Below are 16,743 nucleotides of genomic sequence, written 5' to 3' on the forward strand. Positions count from 1 at the left end.
CGCTCGAGGAACCGCCGGACCCATGCGCGCTAGCCAACTGTTGATCGCCACCCTCAAGGAAACCCCCGCCGACGCCGAGGTCATCAGTCACCAGCTGATGCTGCGCTCGGGGATGATCCGCCGCCTCACCTCCGGCCTCTACACCTGGCTGCCGCTGGGCCTCAAGACCCTGCGCAAGGTCGAGCGCATCGTGCGCGAGGAGATGGATCGCGCCGGGGCCCAGGAGGTCCTGATGCCGGCGGTGCAACCCGCCGAGCTGTGGCAGGAGTCCGGCCGCTGGGAGCAGTATGGCCCGGAGCTGCTGCGCCTCAAGGACCGTCACGACCGCGACTACTGCGTCGGCCCCACCCACGAGGAGGTGATCACCGACCTGGTGCGCAAGGAGATCGCCAGCTACAAGCAGCTGCCGGCCAACTTCTACCAGATCCAGACCAAGTTCCGCGACGAGATCCGGCCGCGCTTCGGGGTGATGCGCTCCCGCGAGTTCATCATGAAGGATGCCTACTCCTTCCACGTGGACGAGGCCTCGCTGATGGCGACCTACCAGGTGATGTATGACGCCTATGTGCGCATCTTCACCCGCCTGGGACTGGACTTCCGTCCGGTGATCGCCGACAACGGCGCCATTGGCGGCACCGGCTCCCACGAGTTCCACGTGCTGGCCGACTCCGGCGAGGACGACATCGTCTTCTCCACCGAGTCCGACTACGCCGCCAACATGGAGAAGGCCGATGCGCTGCCCGCGCCACTGGGCAGCGACGCCCGGCGCCCGGCCCCCGCCGAGGAGCTGCGCCTGGTCGACACCCCGCATGCCCGGACCATCGCCGCCCTGGTGGAGCAGCACGACCTGCCCATCGAGAAGACCCTCAAGACCCTGATGGTCCACGGCGCCGAAGGCGGCCTGGTGGCTCTGCTGGTGCGCGGCGACCACGAGCTCAACGAGGTGAAGGCCGAGAACCTCCCCGCGGTGGCCGCCCCGCTGACCATGGCCAGCGAAGAGGAGATCCGCGCCGCGGTGGGCGCCGGCCCCGGCTCGCTCGGCCCGGTGAACCTGGACATGCCGATCATCATCGACAGCTCGGTCGCCCTGATGAGCGACTTCGGCGCCGGCGCCAACGTCGATGGCAAGCACTACTTCGGGATCAACTGGGAGCGCGACGTGGCGCTGCCCCCGGTGTATGACATCCGCAACGTGGTCGAGGGCGACCCCTCGCCGGACGGCAAGGGCACGCTTTCCATCAAGCGCGGCATCGAGGTCGGCCACGTCTTCCAGCTGGGGCGCAAGTACAGCGAGGCAATGAACGCCACCGTGCTCGGCGACGAAGGTCGTGCCGTGCATCCCTGGATGGGCTGCTATGGTATCGGTGTGACCCGCGTCGTGGCCGCCGCCATCGAGCAGAACCACGACGCCGCCGGGATCATCTGGCCCGATGCCATCGCCCCCTTCCAGATCGCGATGGTGCCGATGAACGCCCACAAGTCGCAGCGGGTGCGCGAGGAGTCCGAACGGCTGTATCAGGCCCTCATCGCCGCCGGCTTCGAGGTGCTGCTGGACGACCGCGACCTGCGCCCCGGCGTGCGGTTCGCCGACCACGAGCTGATGGGCATCCCCCACCGCCTGGTGGTCGGCGACCGCGGCCTGGACAAGGGAGAACTGGAGTACAAGGGACGCCGTGACAGTGACGCTACCATGGTACCGGCCGCGCAGATCCTCGACTTCCTGGGCGAGAAGGTCGCTCGCTGAGGGCTACCGGGCCGCCGCCCTGGCGGCGGCCTGCTGCCTCTGGGCCAGCGACGCGCTGGCCCAGGGCGACGACTTCATCGCCGCCCTGCCTGCCTCGCTGTCACCCGGCCAGCCCGCGCCTTTCGTGCGGGCCCTGCCGGAGACCCCCGCCAGCCTGCGCGGTACCCTCGACAGCATCCGCGGAGCACCCGTGGCGCCCGCCGAGATCTGGGCCGCTCGCCAGTGGCTCAATGACATGGCGCCGCGCCTTGCCCGCTACCTGCCGGAGCTGGCAAGGCGTCGTGAACTGCTGGGCCGCATCCACCATGAGGCACGGCTGGCCGGCCTGGCACCGGAGCTGGTGCTGGCGGTGATCCAGGTGGAGAGCGCCTTCCAGGCCGAGGCCGTCTCCTCGGCCGGCGCCGTGGGCCTGATGCAGATCATGCCGTTCTGGATCCGCGAGCTGGGCCTGCCGGCCGACGACCTCAAGGACCCGCGCCGCAACCTGCGCTATGGCTGCACGATACTGGCCCATTACCTGGCCGTGGAGGGCGGCGACCTGACCCGGGCACTGGCACGCTACAACGGCAGCCTGGGCAAGACCTGGTACCCGGAACGGGTGATGCGTGCCCTGACCCGCCACTGGTCGCCGACGAGCCCCGCCCCGGTGCGCACTACCGCCGAGCGCTGACCTCAGGGCGCCCGTTCGATCCCGACAGACGAAAAAAAGCCGACCCAAGCGGGTCGGCTACTGGGGGGAAAGCTCCCCCCTCCCCTGACGACTCTTGACGCGGCTGGCTCAGTGCTTCTTCTTGCGATGATGGTCGCGGACGATGAACGCGACCCAGCCCCCCATGAAAGCGATCATCATCGCGACGGTAACAAGTCCGAAAATTACGGCGTCATCCAGATACATGGTGATGTCCTCCCGTCCCGATGTGTTGGGAGCACTGTAGCCCCTCGGTTGGAGAGGAAAGCTGACTTGCATCAAGTTTCCCCGCGACCTCGCCGGGCCGCGGGAAATCCGTTGATCCAGGTCAGTTTTCACGGCATCTTCTTGTCCTCGACCTCGCCGGGATCGGTGCCCGGGGGCAGCGGATGGCCCTTGGCGAGCTCGGCACGCGTGGCATCGCGCACCTCCAGCACCTCGAGGCGATAGCGCAGGACCTGGCCGGCCAGCGGATGGTTGGTGTCGATGACCACGGCGTCATCGCGGACCTCGAGCACGGTGACGATCTCGGGACCGTCGTCACCCGGGGTCTGGAAGCGCATGCCCGGCGCGATGTCCTCCACCGGGAAGGCATGGCGGCCGACCTCGCGCACCAGCGACTCGTCGCGCAGGCCATAGGCCTCGGCCGGCATCAGGGTGACGGAGAGCTGGGCGCCGGCGCCCTGGCCGGCCAGGGCGCGCTCCAGGCCGGCCATGATGTTGCCGTGGCCATGCAGGTATTCGAGGGGCCGCCGGCGGGCACGGGAGTCGTCGAGGACACTCCCGTCCTGGTCGCTGAGCACATAGTGCAGGCTCACGACCCGTTGCGGGGCGATAGTCATGGGGTCTCCTCAGGCGAATGGATGAGTGCGGGGAAGCGTGTCTAGTCGCGGCGACGCAGCTGGCCGACGGGCATCTCCAGGCGCTGCTGCTTGTGCAGCATGTTGAGCAGCACGATGGCGCGCTCCTCGCCCTTGTGGCTGGCGAACACGGCCTGCAGGTCCTTGAAGGGACCCTCGGTGATCTCCACCGGCTCGCCGGCACGGAAGTAGACGTTCGAGGTCGCGTCCTCCTCCCCGCTGCCATGCGCGAGCAGCGTCTCGACCAGGGCATCGCTGACCGGCACCGGCATGTCCAGGCCGAAGGTGACGATCTTCAGCACGCCGCGGGTGGAGCGGATGGGCCGCCAGTTGCTGGCCAGGCGGTCGAGCCGGATGAACAGGTAGTAGGGGAACAACGGCTCGCTGACCCACTCGAGCTTGCCCCGGCGCTTCTTCTGCACCTGCAGCACGGGGTGGAAGATCTCGTAATCCTGGTTGGCCAGGTGCTCGGCGGCGCGGAAGGACTCGCCGCCCTTGCACTGGATCACGTACCAGCGAGGGACGGCATCATCGGCCTCGTCGTGACGAATCTCTGAATCGCTCATGTCGCTCCTGATAAGGGTTCCTGCAAGGAGCCTGTCGGATTTGACCGATCGTCGCGAGAGAGCCGGATTTCGAGACAAGTTTATCGATCTGGTGAGGCGAATAGCGCGCTATTTAACGAATCAGATCGAATGAAATTGGCCGAAAGACCGGATCTCGCAGTAGATCAGCGTTAAGTTCGACAGGCTCCTAGTATCACTGCCGGGGCTCTGCAACAATCCCACCGCATGTCGACCCGAGAAACGGCCCGCGGACGACATGGGTCGAACGGCCACTGGCCCGGCGACTGAGTGACAATTTTATCATCGATGGCGGGGACCTGCGTGACCGCCCTCGAGTCCCAACGCACGCCCCGGCGCAAGGAGTCCTGCCCGACATGCCGCCCCCCACCGCCCGACGCAGCTGGCGCGACGCCCTGGCCCTCTACCTGCGTGCACCGGTCATCACCATGCTGTTCCTGGGCTTCTCCGCAGGGCTGCCGTTCCTGCTGGTGTTCTCGACCCTCTCGGCCTGGCTGCGCAGCACCGGGGTCGAGGTGGCGGCCATCGGCTTCTTCGCCTGGATCGGCATGCTCTACTCGATCAAGTTCTTCTGGGCTCCGGTGGTGGACCGGCTCGCCCTGCCGCTGCTGACTCGCACCTTCGGCCAGCGCCGCGGCTGGATGCTGCTGGCCCAGGCGATGATCGCCGCCGGCCTGGTGGGGCTGGCCGGGGTCGACCCGCTGGGCCACCTGCCGCTGGTGGCCGCCTTCGCCCTGCTGGTGGCCTTCGGCAGCGCGACCCAGGACATCGCCATCGACGCCTTTCGCATCGAGTCCGCCCCGGACGATGTCCAGGCCGCCATGGCCTCGACCTACATCATCGGCTATCGCGGCGGGCTGCTGGCGGCCGGTGCCGGCGCCCTCTACGTGGCCTCGCTGGCCTCCTGGGAAGCGGCCTACTTGAGCATGGCGGCGCTGGTGGGCATCGGCGTGATCACGGTGCTGCTGCGCCCGGAACCCGAGCGACTCTCGCTGACCACCCAGCTGATCCATGAGCCGCGGGTACGGGCCTTCCTGCGCGCCTCCCGCGGCCGGCCCAAGCCGCTGCGGCGGCTGGGGGCCTGGGTGATCGGGGCGATCGTCTGCCCCTTCACCGACTTCTTCACCCGCCATCGGCGCAAGGCGCTGTGGCTGCTGGCGTTCGTGGCGGTATTCCGGATCAGCGATCTGGCCATGGCCTCCATGGCCAACCCGCTCTATATCGACCTCGGCTTCACGCTGGCCACCATCGCCAATGTCACCAACGTCTTCGGCATCGCCATGAGCATCGGCGGTGGAATCCTCGGGGGGCTGCTGGTGGCCCGCTACGGCATCGGGCCGATCCTGGTCCTGGGCGCGGCGGCCGCGGCGCTGACCAACCTGCTGTTCGTGTCCCTGGCGCTGGCCGGCCAGAGCCTGCCGATGCTGGTGATGGCGATCATCGGCGACAACCTGGCCAACGGCCTGGCCAGCGCCGTCTTCATCGCCTTCCTCTCGAGCCTCACCTCGCGCGCCTACACGGCCACCCAGTACGCGCTCTTCTCGTCGCTGATGACCCTGCCGGGCAAGTTCCTCAGCGGCTTCGGCGGCCTGGTGGTCAGCGGCGAGGGCTATGCCACCTTCTTCCTGATCTCCACGCTGCTGGGGCTGCCGGCCGTGCTGCTGGCGATCTGGATCAGCCGCGACCGCGAGCTGGTGCCGGCGCCCGGGGCCGCCTGATCGACTTGCCGATCGGTCAGTCGGCCGGCCGCGCCTGCAGCCAGTCAAGCGCGCCCGGCGTGGTCCGCCACTGGTCGCGCATCAGGGTGCGGTACTGCCAGGCCTCGGCGCGGGTGCCGGGCTCGGCGACGCCATCGCCACCGCCGACCGGGCGCGGGTTCTCGGCACACAGCATGGCCACGGCATGGGGATTGTGGCGGACCACCTTCCCCAGCGCCTCGCCGGCCTCGTCGCGGCGCTCCAGGCGGTAGAGCGCCAGCACCCGCCCCATCAGCAGCCCCAGCGGCGGGGTCTCGTCGTCATCGCCGTCGAGCTCGCGCTCGCTCAGGGCCAGGGCCGCGCGGTCGCGACCTTCCCGGAGCAGCTGGTCGAGCACCAGCTCGCGCAGGCCCAGGCTGTCCTGGTCGTCCAGGGTGAGCAGCCGCTCGGCGAGCTCGCGGGAGCGCGCCCGGGCGCCGCGCTCCATGCCCACCACCAGCGCCAGGCCGGTGCGCAGCAGCACGGCGTTGTCGGCGCTGTCCCACAGGAAGGCGCCCTCGCCCTCGGCGCGCACCTGCTCGAGCCAGCGCTCCAGCCGGCTCGCCAGGGGCTCGAACAGGCTCGGTGCCATCCATGGCAGGCTGCCGAAGCGGCTGGCCAGCGCCAGCGCCAGGGATTGCACCACGGCGGGGGCGTCCAGCCACTCGGGATGGGCGCAGAGCGCCGGCAGCCACTCCCCGGCATGCGGCCAGGGATCCTCGTCGAAGCCCATCGGCGCGTCGCTCTCGACCCGAGCCCGGAAGACCTTGTGCCAGGCGGCGAACAGGGTGTCCTCGCGGGCGGTAGTGTGGTACTCGAGGCCGTCGTCGTCGTCGCCGCGGCGGACCTCCAGCCGCGGGGCCACGGGCAGTGATTCCAGCAGCGCCTGCAGGGCCACCAGCGGCTCGGCCAGGTCCTCCTCGGCACTCAGCAGCTGATCGGCGAGCGTCGCCCCGGGGTTCTCGGCCAGGTCGGCCAGGAACTGCAGCTGGTCGGGGTCCAGGTCACCCTGGCGGGCCAGGCGCCGGAACCAGAAGCGCGAGCGCTCGGCGGCCTCCTGTTCATGCCCCTCGTGGAGCAGCAGCATGGCCTCGATATAGGCCAGGGTCGGCGAATCGGGCAGGGCCTGCTGGGCGCGCACGAAGGCGGCCCGGGCGCTGTCCAGGTCGTCGTTGTCCAGGTGCATCAGGCACAGCCGCTCCAGGGCCACGCCGCGCAGGAACAGCGGGCCACGGTCGAGCACCGCGTCGAGCAGCGCCTCGCGCTTGCGGTGGAAGCCGCGCTCCTGGTAGAGGTCGATGAGGATCTCGAAGGCGGGCTCGGCCTGCTCGGGGAGGGTCAGCCAGTCGGCACACTCGAACAGCGACTCGAGGATCTGCTGGGCCCGCCCACGCTGGCCGGACTCGGCGGCGATCAGGCCGGCCTCCAGCAGCGCCTGGGCCGGGGCGCGGCCGCTGGCCAGGGCGGCCTTGAGGGTATCGCCCTTCCAGTCGCGCAGCGAGAGCATCCACATCAGGTGCGGTGGCACGTGGCCGGGCAGGCTGACCGCCCCGCAGCAGTGCTTGGTCTTGCGCCCCGAATCGCACCAGCAGGGCTCGTTGCGCCCGGGCCGGGCCAGCGGCTCGGCGGCAAAGTCGAGTCGCGCCAGCGGGGTCTGCGACCACAGCTCCGGGGCCAGCGCCTGGGCCAGCGCCAGGTTGCCGCCGACCAGAGCCGGGCCTTCGTCGCGGGCCCAGGCCATCAGCGTGGGGTAGCGCTCGTCCTGGCGAATGGCCACCAGGGCACCCGAGGCAAAGCCCAGCAGCTGTTCCACCCATACTGCCAGCATCGCGCACTCCAACGTTTGGAAAACGCCGTAGTCTACCAGTCCGGCGCCAGGCTGGGCAGGTGGGTTAGTCGCTTGTCCGGAGGATCAGGCATGCCCTCTGGAGAACAGCTGCCGGGTGCGCTCGGCCATGTCGAGTCGCGCGCCGAGGCGCACCAGGTTCCGCCAGTCGGCCTGGCCGCCCATTCGGGTGCGGATCAGCGCCCCGCCGGTGCGGGCGCCGAGTCCCAGCAGACGCCGGGTACGGCCGCGTTCGCGCATGATCGCTCTCCTCCCATCAATATTATACAAACATTGTACGCTTATTGGGGCAGCTTACACCTGGCGAGGCGTGGCGAATACTGGAAGAATGTCCATGTCATTCACCGCGACGAGCCATCATGCGACTGATCATCGCCGAGAAACCGAGCCTGGCCCGGGCCATCGCCGAGGCCCTGCCCGGCGCCCCCCGCCGCGACGACGGGGCCCTGGTGGTGGGCGACACCACGGTCACCTGGTGCCTGGGCCACCTGCTGGAACAGGCCCCGCCCGATGCCTACGATCCGGCCCTCAAGCAGTGGCGCCTCGATCACCTGCCGATCCTGCCGAGCCGCTGGAAGCTGATGCCTCGCCCCAAGGCCCGCGGCCAGCTGGCGGTGATCCGTCGGCTGCTCAAGTCCGCCCGCGAGGTGGTGCATGCCGGCGACCCCGACCGCGAGGGCCAGCTGCTGGTGCAGGAGGTGATCGAGCACCTGGGCTGGAAGGGGCCGGTGTCGCGGCTGCTGGTCAGCGACCTCAACCGCCCGGCGGTGCAGCGCGCGCTCGCCCGGCTCGAGGACAATGGCCGCTTCGAGCCCCTCTACCGGGCGGCCCAGTGCCGCGCGCGGGCCGACTGGCTCTACGGCATCAACCTGACCCGGGCCTGGACGCTCATCGGCCGCCAGGCCGGTCACGACGGCGTGCTCTCGGTGGGCCGTGTCCAGACCCCGGTGCTGGGGCTGGTGGTGCGCCGCGACGCCGAGATCCGCGACTTCGTTCCCAAGCCCTTCTTCGTGCTGTGGGCCGACCTCGCCGTCGCGCAGGGCCGGCTGCGCGCCTGGTGGGTGCCCGGGGAGACCCATCCCCTCGACGACCAGGGGCGCCTGCTGGCCCGGGAACCGGCCGCCGCCCTGGCCGAGCGCCTGCCCGGTGCCGAGGGCCGGCTCACGGCACTCGAGAGCCGAGACAAGCGCCAGGCCGCCCCCCTGCCCTATGCGCTGTCGGCCCTGCAGGTCGACGCCGCCCGACGCTACGGGCTCTCCGCCAAGGTGACCCTGGACATCTGCCAGCGCCTCTACGAGCGCCACCAGCTGATCACCTACCCGCGCTCGGACTGCCGCTACCTGCCCGAGGAGCATTTCGCTGCGGCGCGGGCCACCCTGGAGGGCGCCTGCCGCCAGGACGAGACACTGCGTGGCTGGCTGGCCGGGGCGGATTTCTCGCGGCGCTCCCGGGCCTGGGACGACCGCAAGGTCGGCGCCCACCACGCCCTGGCGCCCACCGGCAAGCCCGCCGACCTCACGCGGCTCGACAAGGCCGAGGCCGATGTCTTCCGGCTGATCGTGCGCAACGTGCTGGCCCAGTTCTATCCCGCGCTTTCCACCCGCGAGGTGAAGGCGGAATTCACCATCGTCGGCGAATGCTTCCGCGCCCGCGGCCAGGAGATCCTCGACCCCGGCTGGAAGCCGCTGTTCACCACCCGTGACGAGGCGCCGCCGCTGCCAGCGCTCACCGAGGGGGAGGCGTGCCGGGTCCAGGAGGCCGGGGTCGAGGACCGCGAGACCCGCCCGCCGGAGCCCTTCACCGACGCCAGCCTGATCAAGGCGATGATGAACATTGCCCGCTATGTCGAGGACCCGGCCGTCCGGCGCACCCTGCGCGAGCACGACGGCCTGGGCACCGAGGCGACCCGTGCCGGCATCATCGAGACGCTGGTGGAGCGCGGCTACCTGGTCCGCCAGGCCAAGGCACTGCGCGCCACGCGGCTGGGCAGCGCGCTGATCGCCTCGCTGCCCGAGGCGGTGGGCCGCCCCGAGCGGACCGCGCTCTGGGAGCAGCGCCTGGGCGCCATCGCCGAGCAGGGCGACGCCCCGGCCCCCTTCCTCGCGGCCCTGATCGAGGACCTGCATGGCCTGCTCGCCGCCGCCGACGCGGGCCGGATGCGCGAGGCGCTGCACGGCGCCCGGGGCGAGCAGGCCCCGACGCCGCGCGTGTCTGGCAACAAGCGCCGCGGCGGGCCGCGCCGCAAGGCGGCCACGCCACGACGCACCCGCCGCTCATGATCCCGGGAGGTGCGCCATGACCCCAGCGACGCACTGGATCGTCGGCCCCGGCGCCCTGGGGCGGCTGATCGCCTTCCGGCTGGCCGGCCATGTCCCGGTGAGGCTGGTCGGCCGCCGCCCGCTTCCCGGCCGCCAGACCCTGGTCACCCCGGAGGGCGACACCCGGGTCCAGGCGCTTGCCATGGCCCGGGCCGATGCCCTGCCTCCAGAGATACCGGCCGTGGTGCACCTGACCACCAAGGCCCACGGCGCCGAGGCGGCCCACGCCGCCCTGGCCGCCCGGCTGCCTGACGGGGTGCCGCTGGTGCTGTGGCAGAACGGCTTCGCCTGTCAGCCACGGCTCAGCGAGCGCCATCGCGGCCCGGTACTCTGCGCCACCACCACCGAGGGCGCTCATGTGCAGGCCGACGACCGGGTAACCCATGCCGGCCATGGCCACACCTACCTCGGCACCCTGGACGGAACCCACGCGGACCTGGCCACCGCGCTGGCGCGCACCCTGACCGCCGCCGGGCTACCGGCCGAAGCGGTCGACGATATCCGCGTGCGGCTGTGGCGCAAGCTCGCCGTCAATGCCGCCATCAATCCCCTGGTCGCCCGCTTCGCGATCCGCAACGGCCAGTTGCGCGACCGCCCCTTCCGCCCCCTGGTCGAGAGGCTGATCGCCGAGGTTGCGGTGATCCTCGCAGCCGAAGGCGTCACCCCACCCGGCGGGGGCGGCCAGGAGGGCTGGCGGCAGCTGGTCTGGCAGGTCGTCGAGGCCACGGCGAGCAACCGGGCCTCCATGCTGCAGGACGTGCTGGCCGGCCGACTCACCGAACACGAGGCGATCCTCGCCCCGCTGCTCGCCGCGGCCGAGCGGCACGGCCTGGCGGCGCCCTGCCTGGCCGATCACCTGACCGCCATGCGCCTCCGGGCGGCGGCATTGGCGGAACCTCCGGCGGCTTGCTAGTCTTGGGAGACAATGATTCCGGGCCGGCACCCCCACTGCCGACTCAAGGTCGGAGATCATGCAACCGGATTCACGCCTCGTTATCGCACTGGCTAGTGTCCTGGCGCTGTTGGCGCTGCCCTCGCAGGCCGATTCGCCCATGCCCGCCTACGGGGGCATGGCGCAGGATCTGATGCACCTCGACAATGGCATGATCATCCAGGGGCGCGGCGTCCAGACGCCCGACGGCTATACCTCGGGCTTTCGCCTCACCGCCGGCTTCACGCCACAGTACCTGCCGCGCCTCGATCTGGGCGCCGAATTCAGCTACCGCGAAAGCGATGACGTACCGGTGTCCCTCACCGATGGCCAGCAGCTGCTCGACACCACCAGCCTGGGTGGCAGCCTGGTGGCCGGCGTGCGTCTCGGGCCGCTCGGGCTCTACGCCAAGTCGGGCCTGGCGGAGTGGCAGGGCGACCCCGTCGGGGACGGCGACCCGCTTCGCGGGGGCACCGCCAGGGTGCAGGGCTTCGGGGCCCGCCTGCAGCTGCACCACCTCGTCAGCCGCCTGGAATTCGAGGAGATCAAAGCCCCGGCCATGAACCACCTCAACCTGATGACGGCGTCCATCCACTACCCGTTCTGACCCTGCTCTCGCGTTCCTCACCCCGAGCCTCTCACGCAATATCGGCTGAATCGTCTACGGGCAACAACATTGCCCCGGTGCCTGCCGGGGCGGTGGCCTCAGTCCCCCCACAAGGCCACCGCCAGCAAAGTCGCAACGGCCCCCATCACCTCCGACGGGCAACCAGCCGATCAGCCCCGGACCGAGCCTATTATCGCCAACCCAATGGCCGTGGCGAAACACGCTTGTGCCGCTGGCCTTGAGCATGATCCAGGTATCTTCCCGACGAGTGTCGAAACGAGCGGTTGCCCCCTTCTGCTCGTGCCGCTCCTTCCCTTGATCATCGTCGCGGGTGCCCACATCATGTCACCACGGACAGCAGAGGAGTTTGACGTTTTCAGCCACAAGGCGGGGTTAAGGAAATCAGGATTGGGTGACATGGCCAGGCATCAGAAGCATGAGGACGGCGCCCCTTCCCGCTTCTTTCCTACCTCGAGGCGGCGCATCCTCCTGGGCGTTATGCTGCTTGCCGCCTTTCTTGCCATTGCCCTGGTGCTGTGGCGTAGTGGTACGCTGGATACCCTGCTCACCGGCGATACCCTCGAGCAGGCGGTGATACGACTTGGTCCATTGGGGCCGATCCTGGTCATAGGCCTGATGACCCTTGCCATCGTCATGAGTCCGATCCCCAGTGCGCCGATCGCGCTTGCCGCCGGCGCGGCCTATGGCCATGCCTGGGGGACACTCTATGTCGCCATCGGCTCCGGTACCGGTGCGCTGATCGCGTTTTGCATTGCCCGCCTGCTGGGGTATGACGCCCTGAGGGCCTGGTCGGGCGTGCGCCCGCCCCCGAACCTGCTATACCGTTTCATTGACTCCCAGAACGCCCTGATGGCCGCCGTTTTCGCCACCCGGCTCATGCCGTTCGTCTCATTCGACGTCATCAGCTACGCGGCGGGACTCTCACCTCTCAAGGCCTGGCGCTTCGCCGTCGCGACGCTGCTGGGGGTGCTACCAGCAAGCTTCCTGCTGGCGCATTTCGGCGACGAACTCGCCTCAGACGATCTGCGCCGCGCGGGTCTCACCGTGCTCGCGCTCGGCACCATTACCCTGCTCCCGCTGGCCTGGAAGGTCACGCCAGTACACGTGCGAGCGGCCCTCAGGCGCTGGCTTCACCTGGGATAGCCAGTCTGAGTCCCACCAAGCTCCCCTGGAGCCGATTATCATGGGAGTGACGACACTCTCTACCCTGTCATCCCTCGCTGACATCTCCATGACACCACGCACAAGCTCCGCCTTTTCCGCCTTGGCTTCACTGCATCGTTCAGGCGGGTGGCGGGGACCCCGGAAGGCGGGATTTGCATGATGTCGATCAAGGTGTGGTGCCATCCGCACCTTGGTGTTCCCCTTTCGCTTGACCATTGGGTACCACAAGGGATTTAGACTTTGAGCAACTTGGCAGTTCCCAAGCGCCTGAGCCAAGCTGCGGTGCTGCCGGAGCAGAAGGCCGGCAAGGTGAAGACGATGCATGCGGTGGTGCAGGTCGGTATCGCCATGGGGACTGGTACCAATGTCGCCAGGTCGATCAGCACGGTGTCGGTGCTGGACAATGCCTTCGCCTCAGCCCGACAAGCACCTGACCGTGCAGGACGAAAAAAGATAGAGGGGAGTGTGCATCATGTCGAAGCAAGAGCGCCGCCTCGGCGTCTCCGAGGTCAACCTAGTGACTCGCAAGCTGAAGCTCGAACCCTGCAATGAGGAAGCGTTAGGCCTCGCCATCGGGGAGATCGATGAGGTGTACGGGGTTGACAGAGTCGACTACGACACCGACAAGCGCAGGCTCAGCCTGGCCTATGATGCGTCGCGGCTATGCATCGACCATATCGAGGCGATCCTCGACCGGCACGCCATCGAGATCAGCAACGACTGGTGGACACGTTTCAAGGAAGACCACTACCGGTTCGTCGACCAGAACATCAAGGACAATGCCAGTAAGGAGCCGTGGAGCTGCCATTGACGGCTCCGGTCATCACCCGCCACCACCATATCGTACGGATCGCCGCCGAGCTGACGGGGTGTGTCACCGAATGCCGATAACGTGAAAGCCATCTCACCGGCAGCATCGTCATCGTTCTCGACCTTTTCATGACGGGCGTGTTCCGACTTCCCGTCCTGCAGCGCAGCTTCCATTGGTCGCCCGCGACAGAGAGCGCGCCCTATTGGTGGCGACCTTGTGCCGATGCCGTCTGGCCGGTCGAGACCGTGGATCAGGTGGCTGTCGAAGCCGAGCAGGTTCGCGTATTCGCCGGGCGAGTTGTCCGGCCCGCCGGGGTCCACTTTATAGAGCTGCTCACCAATCACGGCCATACCTGCCGTTATCGCCTGCGCTGCCATCTTAAAGACCGTTTCAAGGCTGCACGCAATCGGCTGTGGCTGACCACGCCATATTTTCTTCCGGATGCGGGAACCCAGCGTGACTTGTGCCGCGCGGCATCAGATGGTGTCGATGTCAGAGTGCTGGTACCGGGAAAGAACGATGTGCCTTTTGTCCAGTGGGCCTCACGAGCGACCTATTCCAGGTTGCTGGCTGCAGGAATCCGGATATTCGAGTACCAGCCCCGTGTATTACACGCCAAGACTCTTATCGTGGACGATGACTGGAGTACGGTGGGGTCTGCCAACCTCGACTACCGAAGCCTGTTCATCAACTACGAACTCACTCTGGCGGCAGACTGCCAGTCACTGAACACCGCCCTGGCGACAATATTCGAGATTGACTTGAACGAGTCGATTGAGGTTCAGAGAGAACCTTGGTTGCGGCGGCCATTGAGCGCTCGAATGGCTGAATTCATCGGATGGAGTGCAAGGCATTGGCTATGATATCGACGCCATTCCCGTTGCGGGTTGCACTGGGAAGACACCGGGGGGCGGAAGCCTCTGAATTGACACGCATCAAGAGGGCGGTCACGCCAGTGGTCTATTGTGTTACCCCACAAGCACCCCCATGACATTCCGACCACCTGCTGGTAGTCCCCTACGTCCCGCCGGGGCCTCAACATCCAGGAAATGCATCTCATGAAGAACTCTCTGCAAAGACCGTGGTTGGCTTGTCTCATGGCCGGCGTCGCCCTGGGAGCCTCGACTGCCGTCATGGCGGCCAACGACCGGGCATTCGTGCCGATGGGGACGGCAGATGCCGTGGGTATCATCGACCTGGATCGTCTGGAGGTGGTATCGACCGTGACCGATACGATCAACACGCACGGCTCCGCCCTCACGCCCGACGGCCAGCAACTCATCCTTGGCAGTCTCACCCCTCATGAGTCCGGTCGCGAGATCGCTCGCCCCGAAGGGGTGACGGAAGACGAGCACGCGGCCCATCATGGCGATGGCGGAACGGTCTCCCTGGAGGAAGCAAGTACCGGCCTGCTCTACGTCGCCGACACGGCCACGAGCCGCATCAGCAGGACCCTGGAGGTGCCGTCACCCGTGCACCATGTACTGGTCACACGCGATGGACGCCATGCCGTCTCGACCCATCCCATCGGCGGAGGCATCAGCGTGGTGTCGCTGGAAAGCGGCCAGGTGATAGCCTCCTTGCCCACGGGGCCCAACCCCAACTACCTGGTTCAGCAGGAAGCGGGTGGCCCGATACTGGTCAGCAATGCGGGTAACGGCACCATTAGCGAGGTCGATACTCAGCACTGGTTCGTGCAGCGTAATATCCACGTCGGCGGAAGCCCGGAGCACATGGTGCTCTCGGAGGACGGGGCACGCCTATACGTTAACGATGTTGAGGGAGGGAGAGTCATGGCGGTGGATCTTCCGACCGGGCGTGTGGCCGAAGAATACGAGATCGGCGCGGCACCTCATGGCATCGACCTGAGCCCGGATGGCCAGAGACTCTATGCGACGAGTCAAGGCGATAATCGCATCGTCAGGATCTCCCTCAATGACGGCACACGGCATAGTGCCGAGCTGTCTCCGGCCCCTTACCATCTCGCCGTGGCAACTACCGATGGTCGGGTGCTGGTCACCAGCCGCGCAGAACCCCACCTGTGGATCCTCGACCCGGATTCCCTCGAGGTACTGCAGACAGTGGAACTGGGGGGCATCGGTCATCAGATCTCTCTCGAGGTGTCGCGACCAAGGTGAAGATGACTGCCTGCCCTATGTGCCCCTCCCTCCAGCAGGCGCTGCCTCACCGAACCAGACCGGCAACCCTGACGGTTGCCGGTCGATCTCCTTCCACTTCATAGCATCCAGGTAGATTGCCCCGTGGACACGCTCTCCTCTATCGGCCTGATCGGCGCCCTCTTCGGTGGGCTGCTGTCATTCTTCTCGCCATGCACCCTGCCCTTGCTGCCCGCCTATCTGTCGGTGGTCACCGGCGGCAGTGCCGGCAAGGCGGACCGGCGCTTCGAGGCGTTGCTGCTGAGCACCTTCTTCGTCTTCGGCTTCAGCGTGGTCTTCATCCTGATGGGCCTGGGTGTCACCAGCATTGGCCAGCTCCTGCGCGGTTATCGCCAGGAGCTCAACTGGATCACCGGTAGCATCGTCATCGTGCTCGGCCTGTTCATGACGGGCATGTTCCGACTACCCGTCCTGCAGCGCAGCTTCCAGTGGTCACCCGAGCCGAGAGGGGGTTCCCCCATGGCGGCGACCTTCTTCGGCGTCTCCTTCGCCATCGGCTGGACGCCCTGCATCGGCCCAATCCTGGGGGCGATCCTGATGGCCACCTCGACCACTGCCAATGCACAGGCCGGCATGCTCTACCTGGCGACGTACTCCCTGGGCCTGGCCATGCCCTTCCTGGCCAGCACTCTGCTGCTCAACAAGTTCAGCCACTACCGGGGCCGCCTCGGCAAGTGGAGTGCCTATGCGCGACCTGTCGCCGGCGTGATCCTGGTCCTAATGGGCTTGCTGATCGTCTCCGGGACACTTACCCGGCTCTCCAGCATCCTGGTGGACTGGTTCCCGGCCCTGGCCACAATCGGTTGAGGGGCCAACCGAACCGCATAAGCAGCGTCTCCTTCGTCATCTCCACGGATCGCCGTCCACTGCCATGACGTTCTCCTGTGCCTCCAGTGGCTGGTAGGCCTGCACGTAGGGCGTACCCTCGTGCCAGCCGGACTCGATCGCCTTGTTCGGCGAAGGCGTGGTGCATTGACTGACGCTATCCTCGGCCGGCCTGTTTCCGGTGGTCGTGCTTGTCTATACATGGCTAGCCCACCACGAGGAACGGCAGATGCGGGCTCGGTTCGCTGACGCCTATCGCGCCTCTGAGCAGCGGGTACCGATGATTATTCCTCGCTGGGGGCAGTGGCGGAAGCTAGGATCCTGTCGGACTTAACGCTGATCTACTGCGAGAACCGGTCTTTCGGCCAACTTCATTCGATCTGATTCGTTAAATAGCGGGCTATTCGCCTCATCAGATCGATAAACTTGTC

Annotated in this window: 16 protein-coding genes; 11 read left to right on the plus strand and 5 right to left on the minus strand. The window is 67.6% G+C overall.

Translation table 11 applies throughout. The annotated features are described in order from the left end of the window. The first annotated feature begins 22 nt into the window (after positions 1-22). Together OP497_RS13325 and OP497_RS13330 are read left to right on the plus strand one after the other, a co-directional pair. On the plus strand, positions 23-1,744 hold the full coding sequence (locus tag OP497_RS13325; protein WP_280549165.1) for a proline--tRNA ligase: 1,722 nt from the start codon (positions 23-25) through the stop codon (positions 1,742-1,744). Between the two features lie 154 nt (positions 1,745-1,898). Continuing rightward, positions 1,899-2,414: a lytic transglycosylase domain-containing protein gene (locus OP497_RS13330; protein ID WP_280549216.1), complete on the plus strand. Its 516-nt coding sequence runs from the start codon at positions 1,899-1,901 to the stop codon at positions 2,412-2,414. Between the two features lie 108 nt (positions 2,415-2,522). On the opposite strand, the gene ccoM is transcribed toward OP497_RS13330, so the two are convergent. From ccoM to rfaH, 3 genes are all read right to left on the minus strand, one after another. Further along, positions 2,523-2,639, minus strand: a complete 117-nt coding sequence (gene ccoM, locus OP497_RS13335; RefSeq protein ID WP_280549169.1) for a cytochrome c oxidase subunit CcoM — start codon at positions 2,637-2,639, stop codon at positions 2,523-2,525. A 128-nt stretch (positions 2,640-2,767) separates the two neighbouring features. Further along, the gene (locus tag OP497_RS13340) at positions 2,768-3,274 is read right to left on the minus strand and encodes a peptidylprolyl isomerase (protein ID WP_280549170.1); all 507 of its coding nucleotides are present in this window, start codon (positions 3,272-3,274) and stop codon (positions 2,768-2,770) included. A 41-nt stretch (positions 3,275-3,315) separates the two neighbouring features. Next, positions 3,316-3,858, minus strand: a complete 543-nt coding sequence (gene rfaH / locus OP497_RS13345; RefSeq protein WP_280549171.1) for a transcription/translation regulatory transformer protein RfaH — start codon at positions 3,856-3,858, stop codon at positions 3,316-3,318. Between the two features lie 374 nt (positions 3,859-4,232). Between rfaH and OP497_RS13350 the strand changes: the two genes are divergently transcribed. Continuing rightward, positions 4,233-5,594: an MFS transporter gene (locus tag OP497_RS13350; RefSeq protein WP_280549174.1), complete on the plus strand. Its 1,362-nt coding sequence runs from the start codon at positions 4,233-4,235 to the stop codon at positions 5,592-5,594. Positions 5,595-5,610: 16 nt separating this feature from the next. Here the strand turns inward: OP497_RS13350 and OP497_RS13355 are convergent, their stop codons facing one another. Beyond that, on the minus strand, positions 5,611-7,440 hold the full coding sequence (locus OP497_RS13355; RefSeq protein WP_280549175.1) for an SEC-C domain-containing protein: 1,830 nt from the start codon (positions 7,438-7,440) through the stop codon (positions 5,611-5,613). 84 nt (positions 7,441-7,524) lie between these two features. After that, positions 7,525-7,698, minus strand: coding sequence for a hypothetical protein (locus tag OP497_RS13360; RefSeq protein ID WP_280549218.1), 174 nt, complete (start codon positions 7,696-7,698; stop codon positions 7,525-7,527). A gap of 119 nt (positions 7,699-7,817) precedes the next feature. Between OP497_RS13360 and OP497_RS13365 the strand changes: the two genes are divergently transcribed. The 8 genes from OP497_RS13365 to OP497_RS13400 all read left to right on the plus strand — a co-directional run bounded on the left by OP497_RS13365 (position 7,818) and on the right by OP497_RS13400 (position 16,294). Next, the gene (locus OP497_RS13365) at positions 7,818-9,737 is read left to right on the plus strand and encodes a DNA topoisomerase III (RefSeq protein ID WP_280549177.1); all 1,920 of its coding nucleotides are present in this window, start codon (positions 7,818-7,820) and stop codon (positions 9,735-9,737) included. A gap of 16 nt (positions 9,738-9,753) precedes the next feature. Further along, a complete protein-coding gene (locus tag OP497_RS13370; RefSeq protein ID WP_280549182.1) occupies positions 9,754-10,689 on the plus strand; it encodes a 2-dehydropantoate 2-reductase in 936 nt (311 codons plus the stop codon). A gap of 58 nt (positions 10,690-10,747) precedes the next feature. Then, positions 10,748-11,314, plus strand: coding sequence for a hypothetical protein (locus tag OP497_RS13375; RefSeq protein WP_280549191.1), 567 nt, complete (start codon positions 10,748-10,750; stop codon positions 11,312-11,314). Between the two features lie 417 nt (positions 11,315-11,731). Continuing rightward, complete coding sequence (locus tag OP497_RS13380; protein WP_280549194.1) at positions 11,732-12,478, plus strand: VTT domain-containing protein; 747 nt, start codon at positions 11,732-11,734, stop codon at positions 12,476-12,478. Positions 12,479-12,971: 493 nt separating this feature from the next. After that, on the plus strand, positions 12,972-13,310 hold the full coding sequence (locus OP497_RS13385) for a cation transporter (protein ID WP_280549196.1): 339 nt from the start codon (positions 12,972-12,974) through the stop codon (positions 13,308-13,310). A 128-nt stretch (positions 13,311-13,438) separates the two neighbouring features. Further along, positions 13,439-14,173, plus strand: coding sequence for a phospholipase D-like domain-containing protein (locus OP497_RS13390; protein WP_280549198.1), 735 nt, complete (start codon positions 13,439-13,441; stop codon positions 14,171-14,173). A gap of 195 nt (positions 14,174-14,368) precedes the next feature. Continuing rightward, entirely contained in the window at positions 14,369-15,448 is a 1,080-nt protein-coding gene (locus OP497_RS13395; protein WP_280549200.1) for a YncE family protein, read from the plus strand. A gap of 123 nt (positions 15,449-15,571) precedes the next feature. After that, positions 15,572-16,294: a cytochrome c biogenesis CcdA family protein gene (locus OP497_RS13400; RefSeq protein ID WP_280549202.1), complete on the plus strand. Its 723-nt coding sequence runs from the start codon at positions 15,572-15,574 to the stop codon at positions 16,292-16,294. Positions 16,295-16,743 lie beyond the last annotated feature (449 nt).

This window comes from Halomonas sp. 11-S5, assembly GCF_029889825.1.
Lineage (GTDB): Bacteria > Pseudomonadota > Gammaproteobacteria > Pseudomonadales > Halomonadaceae > Halomonas.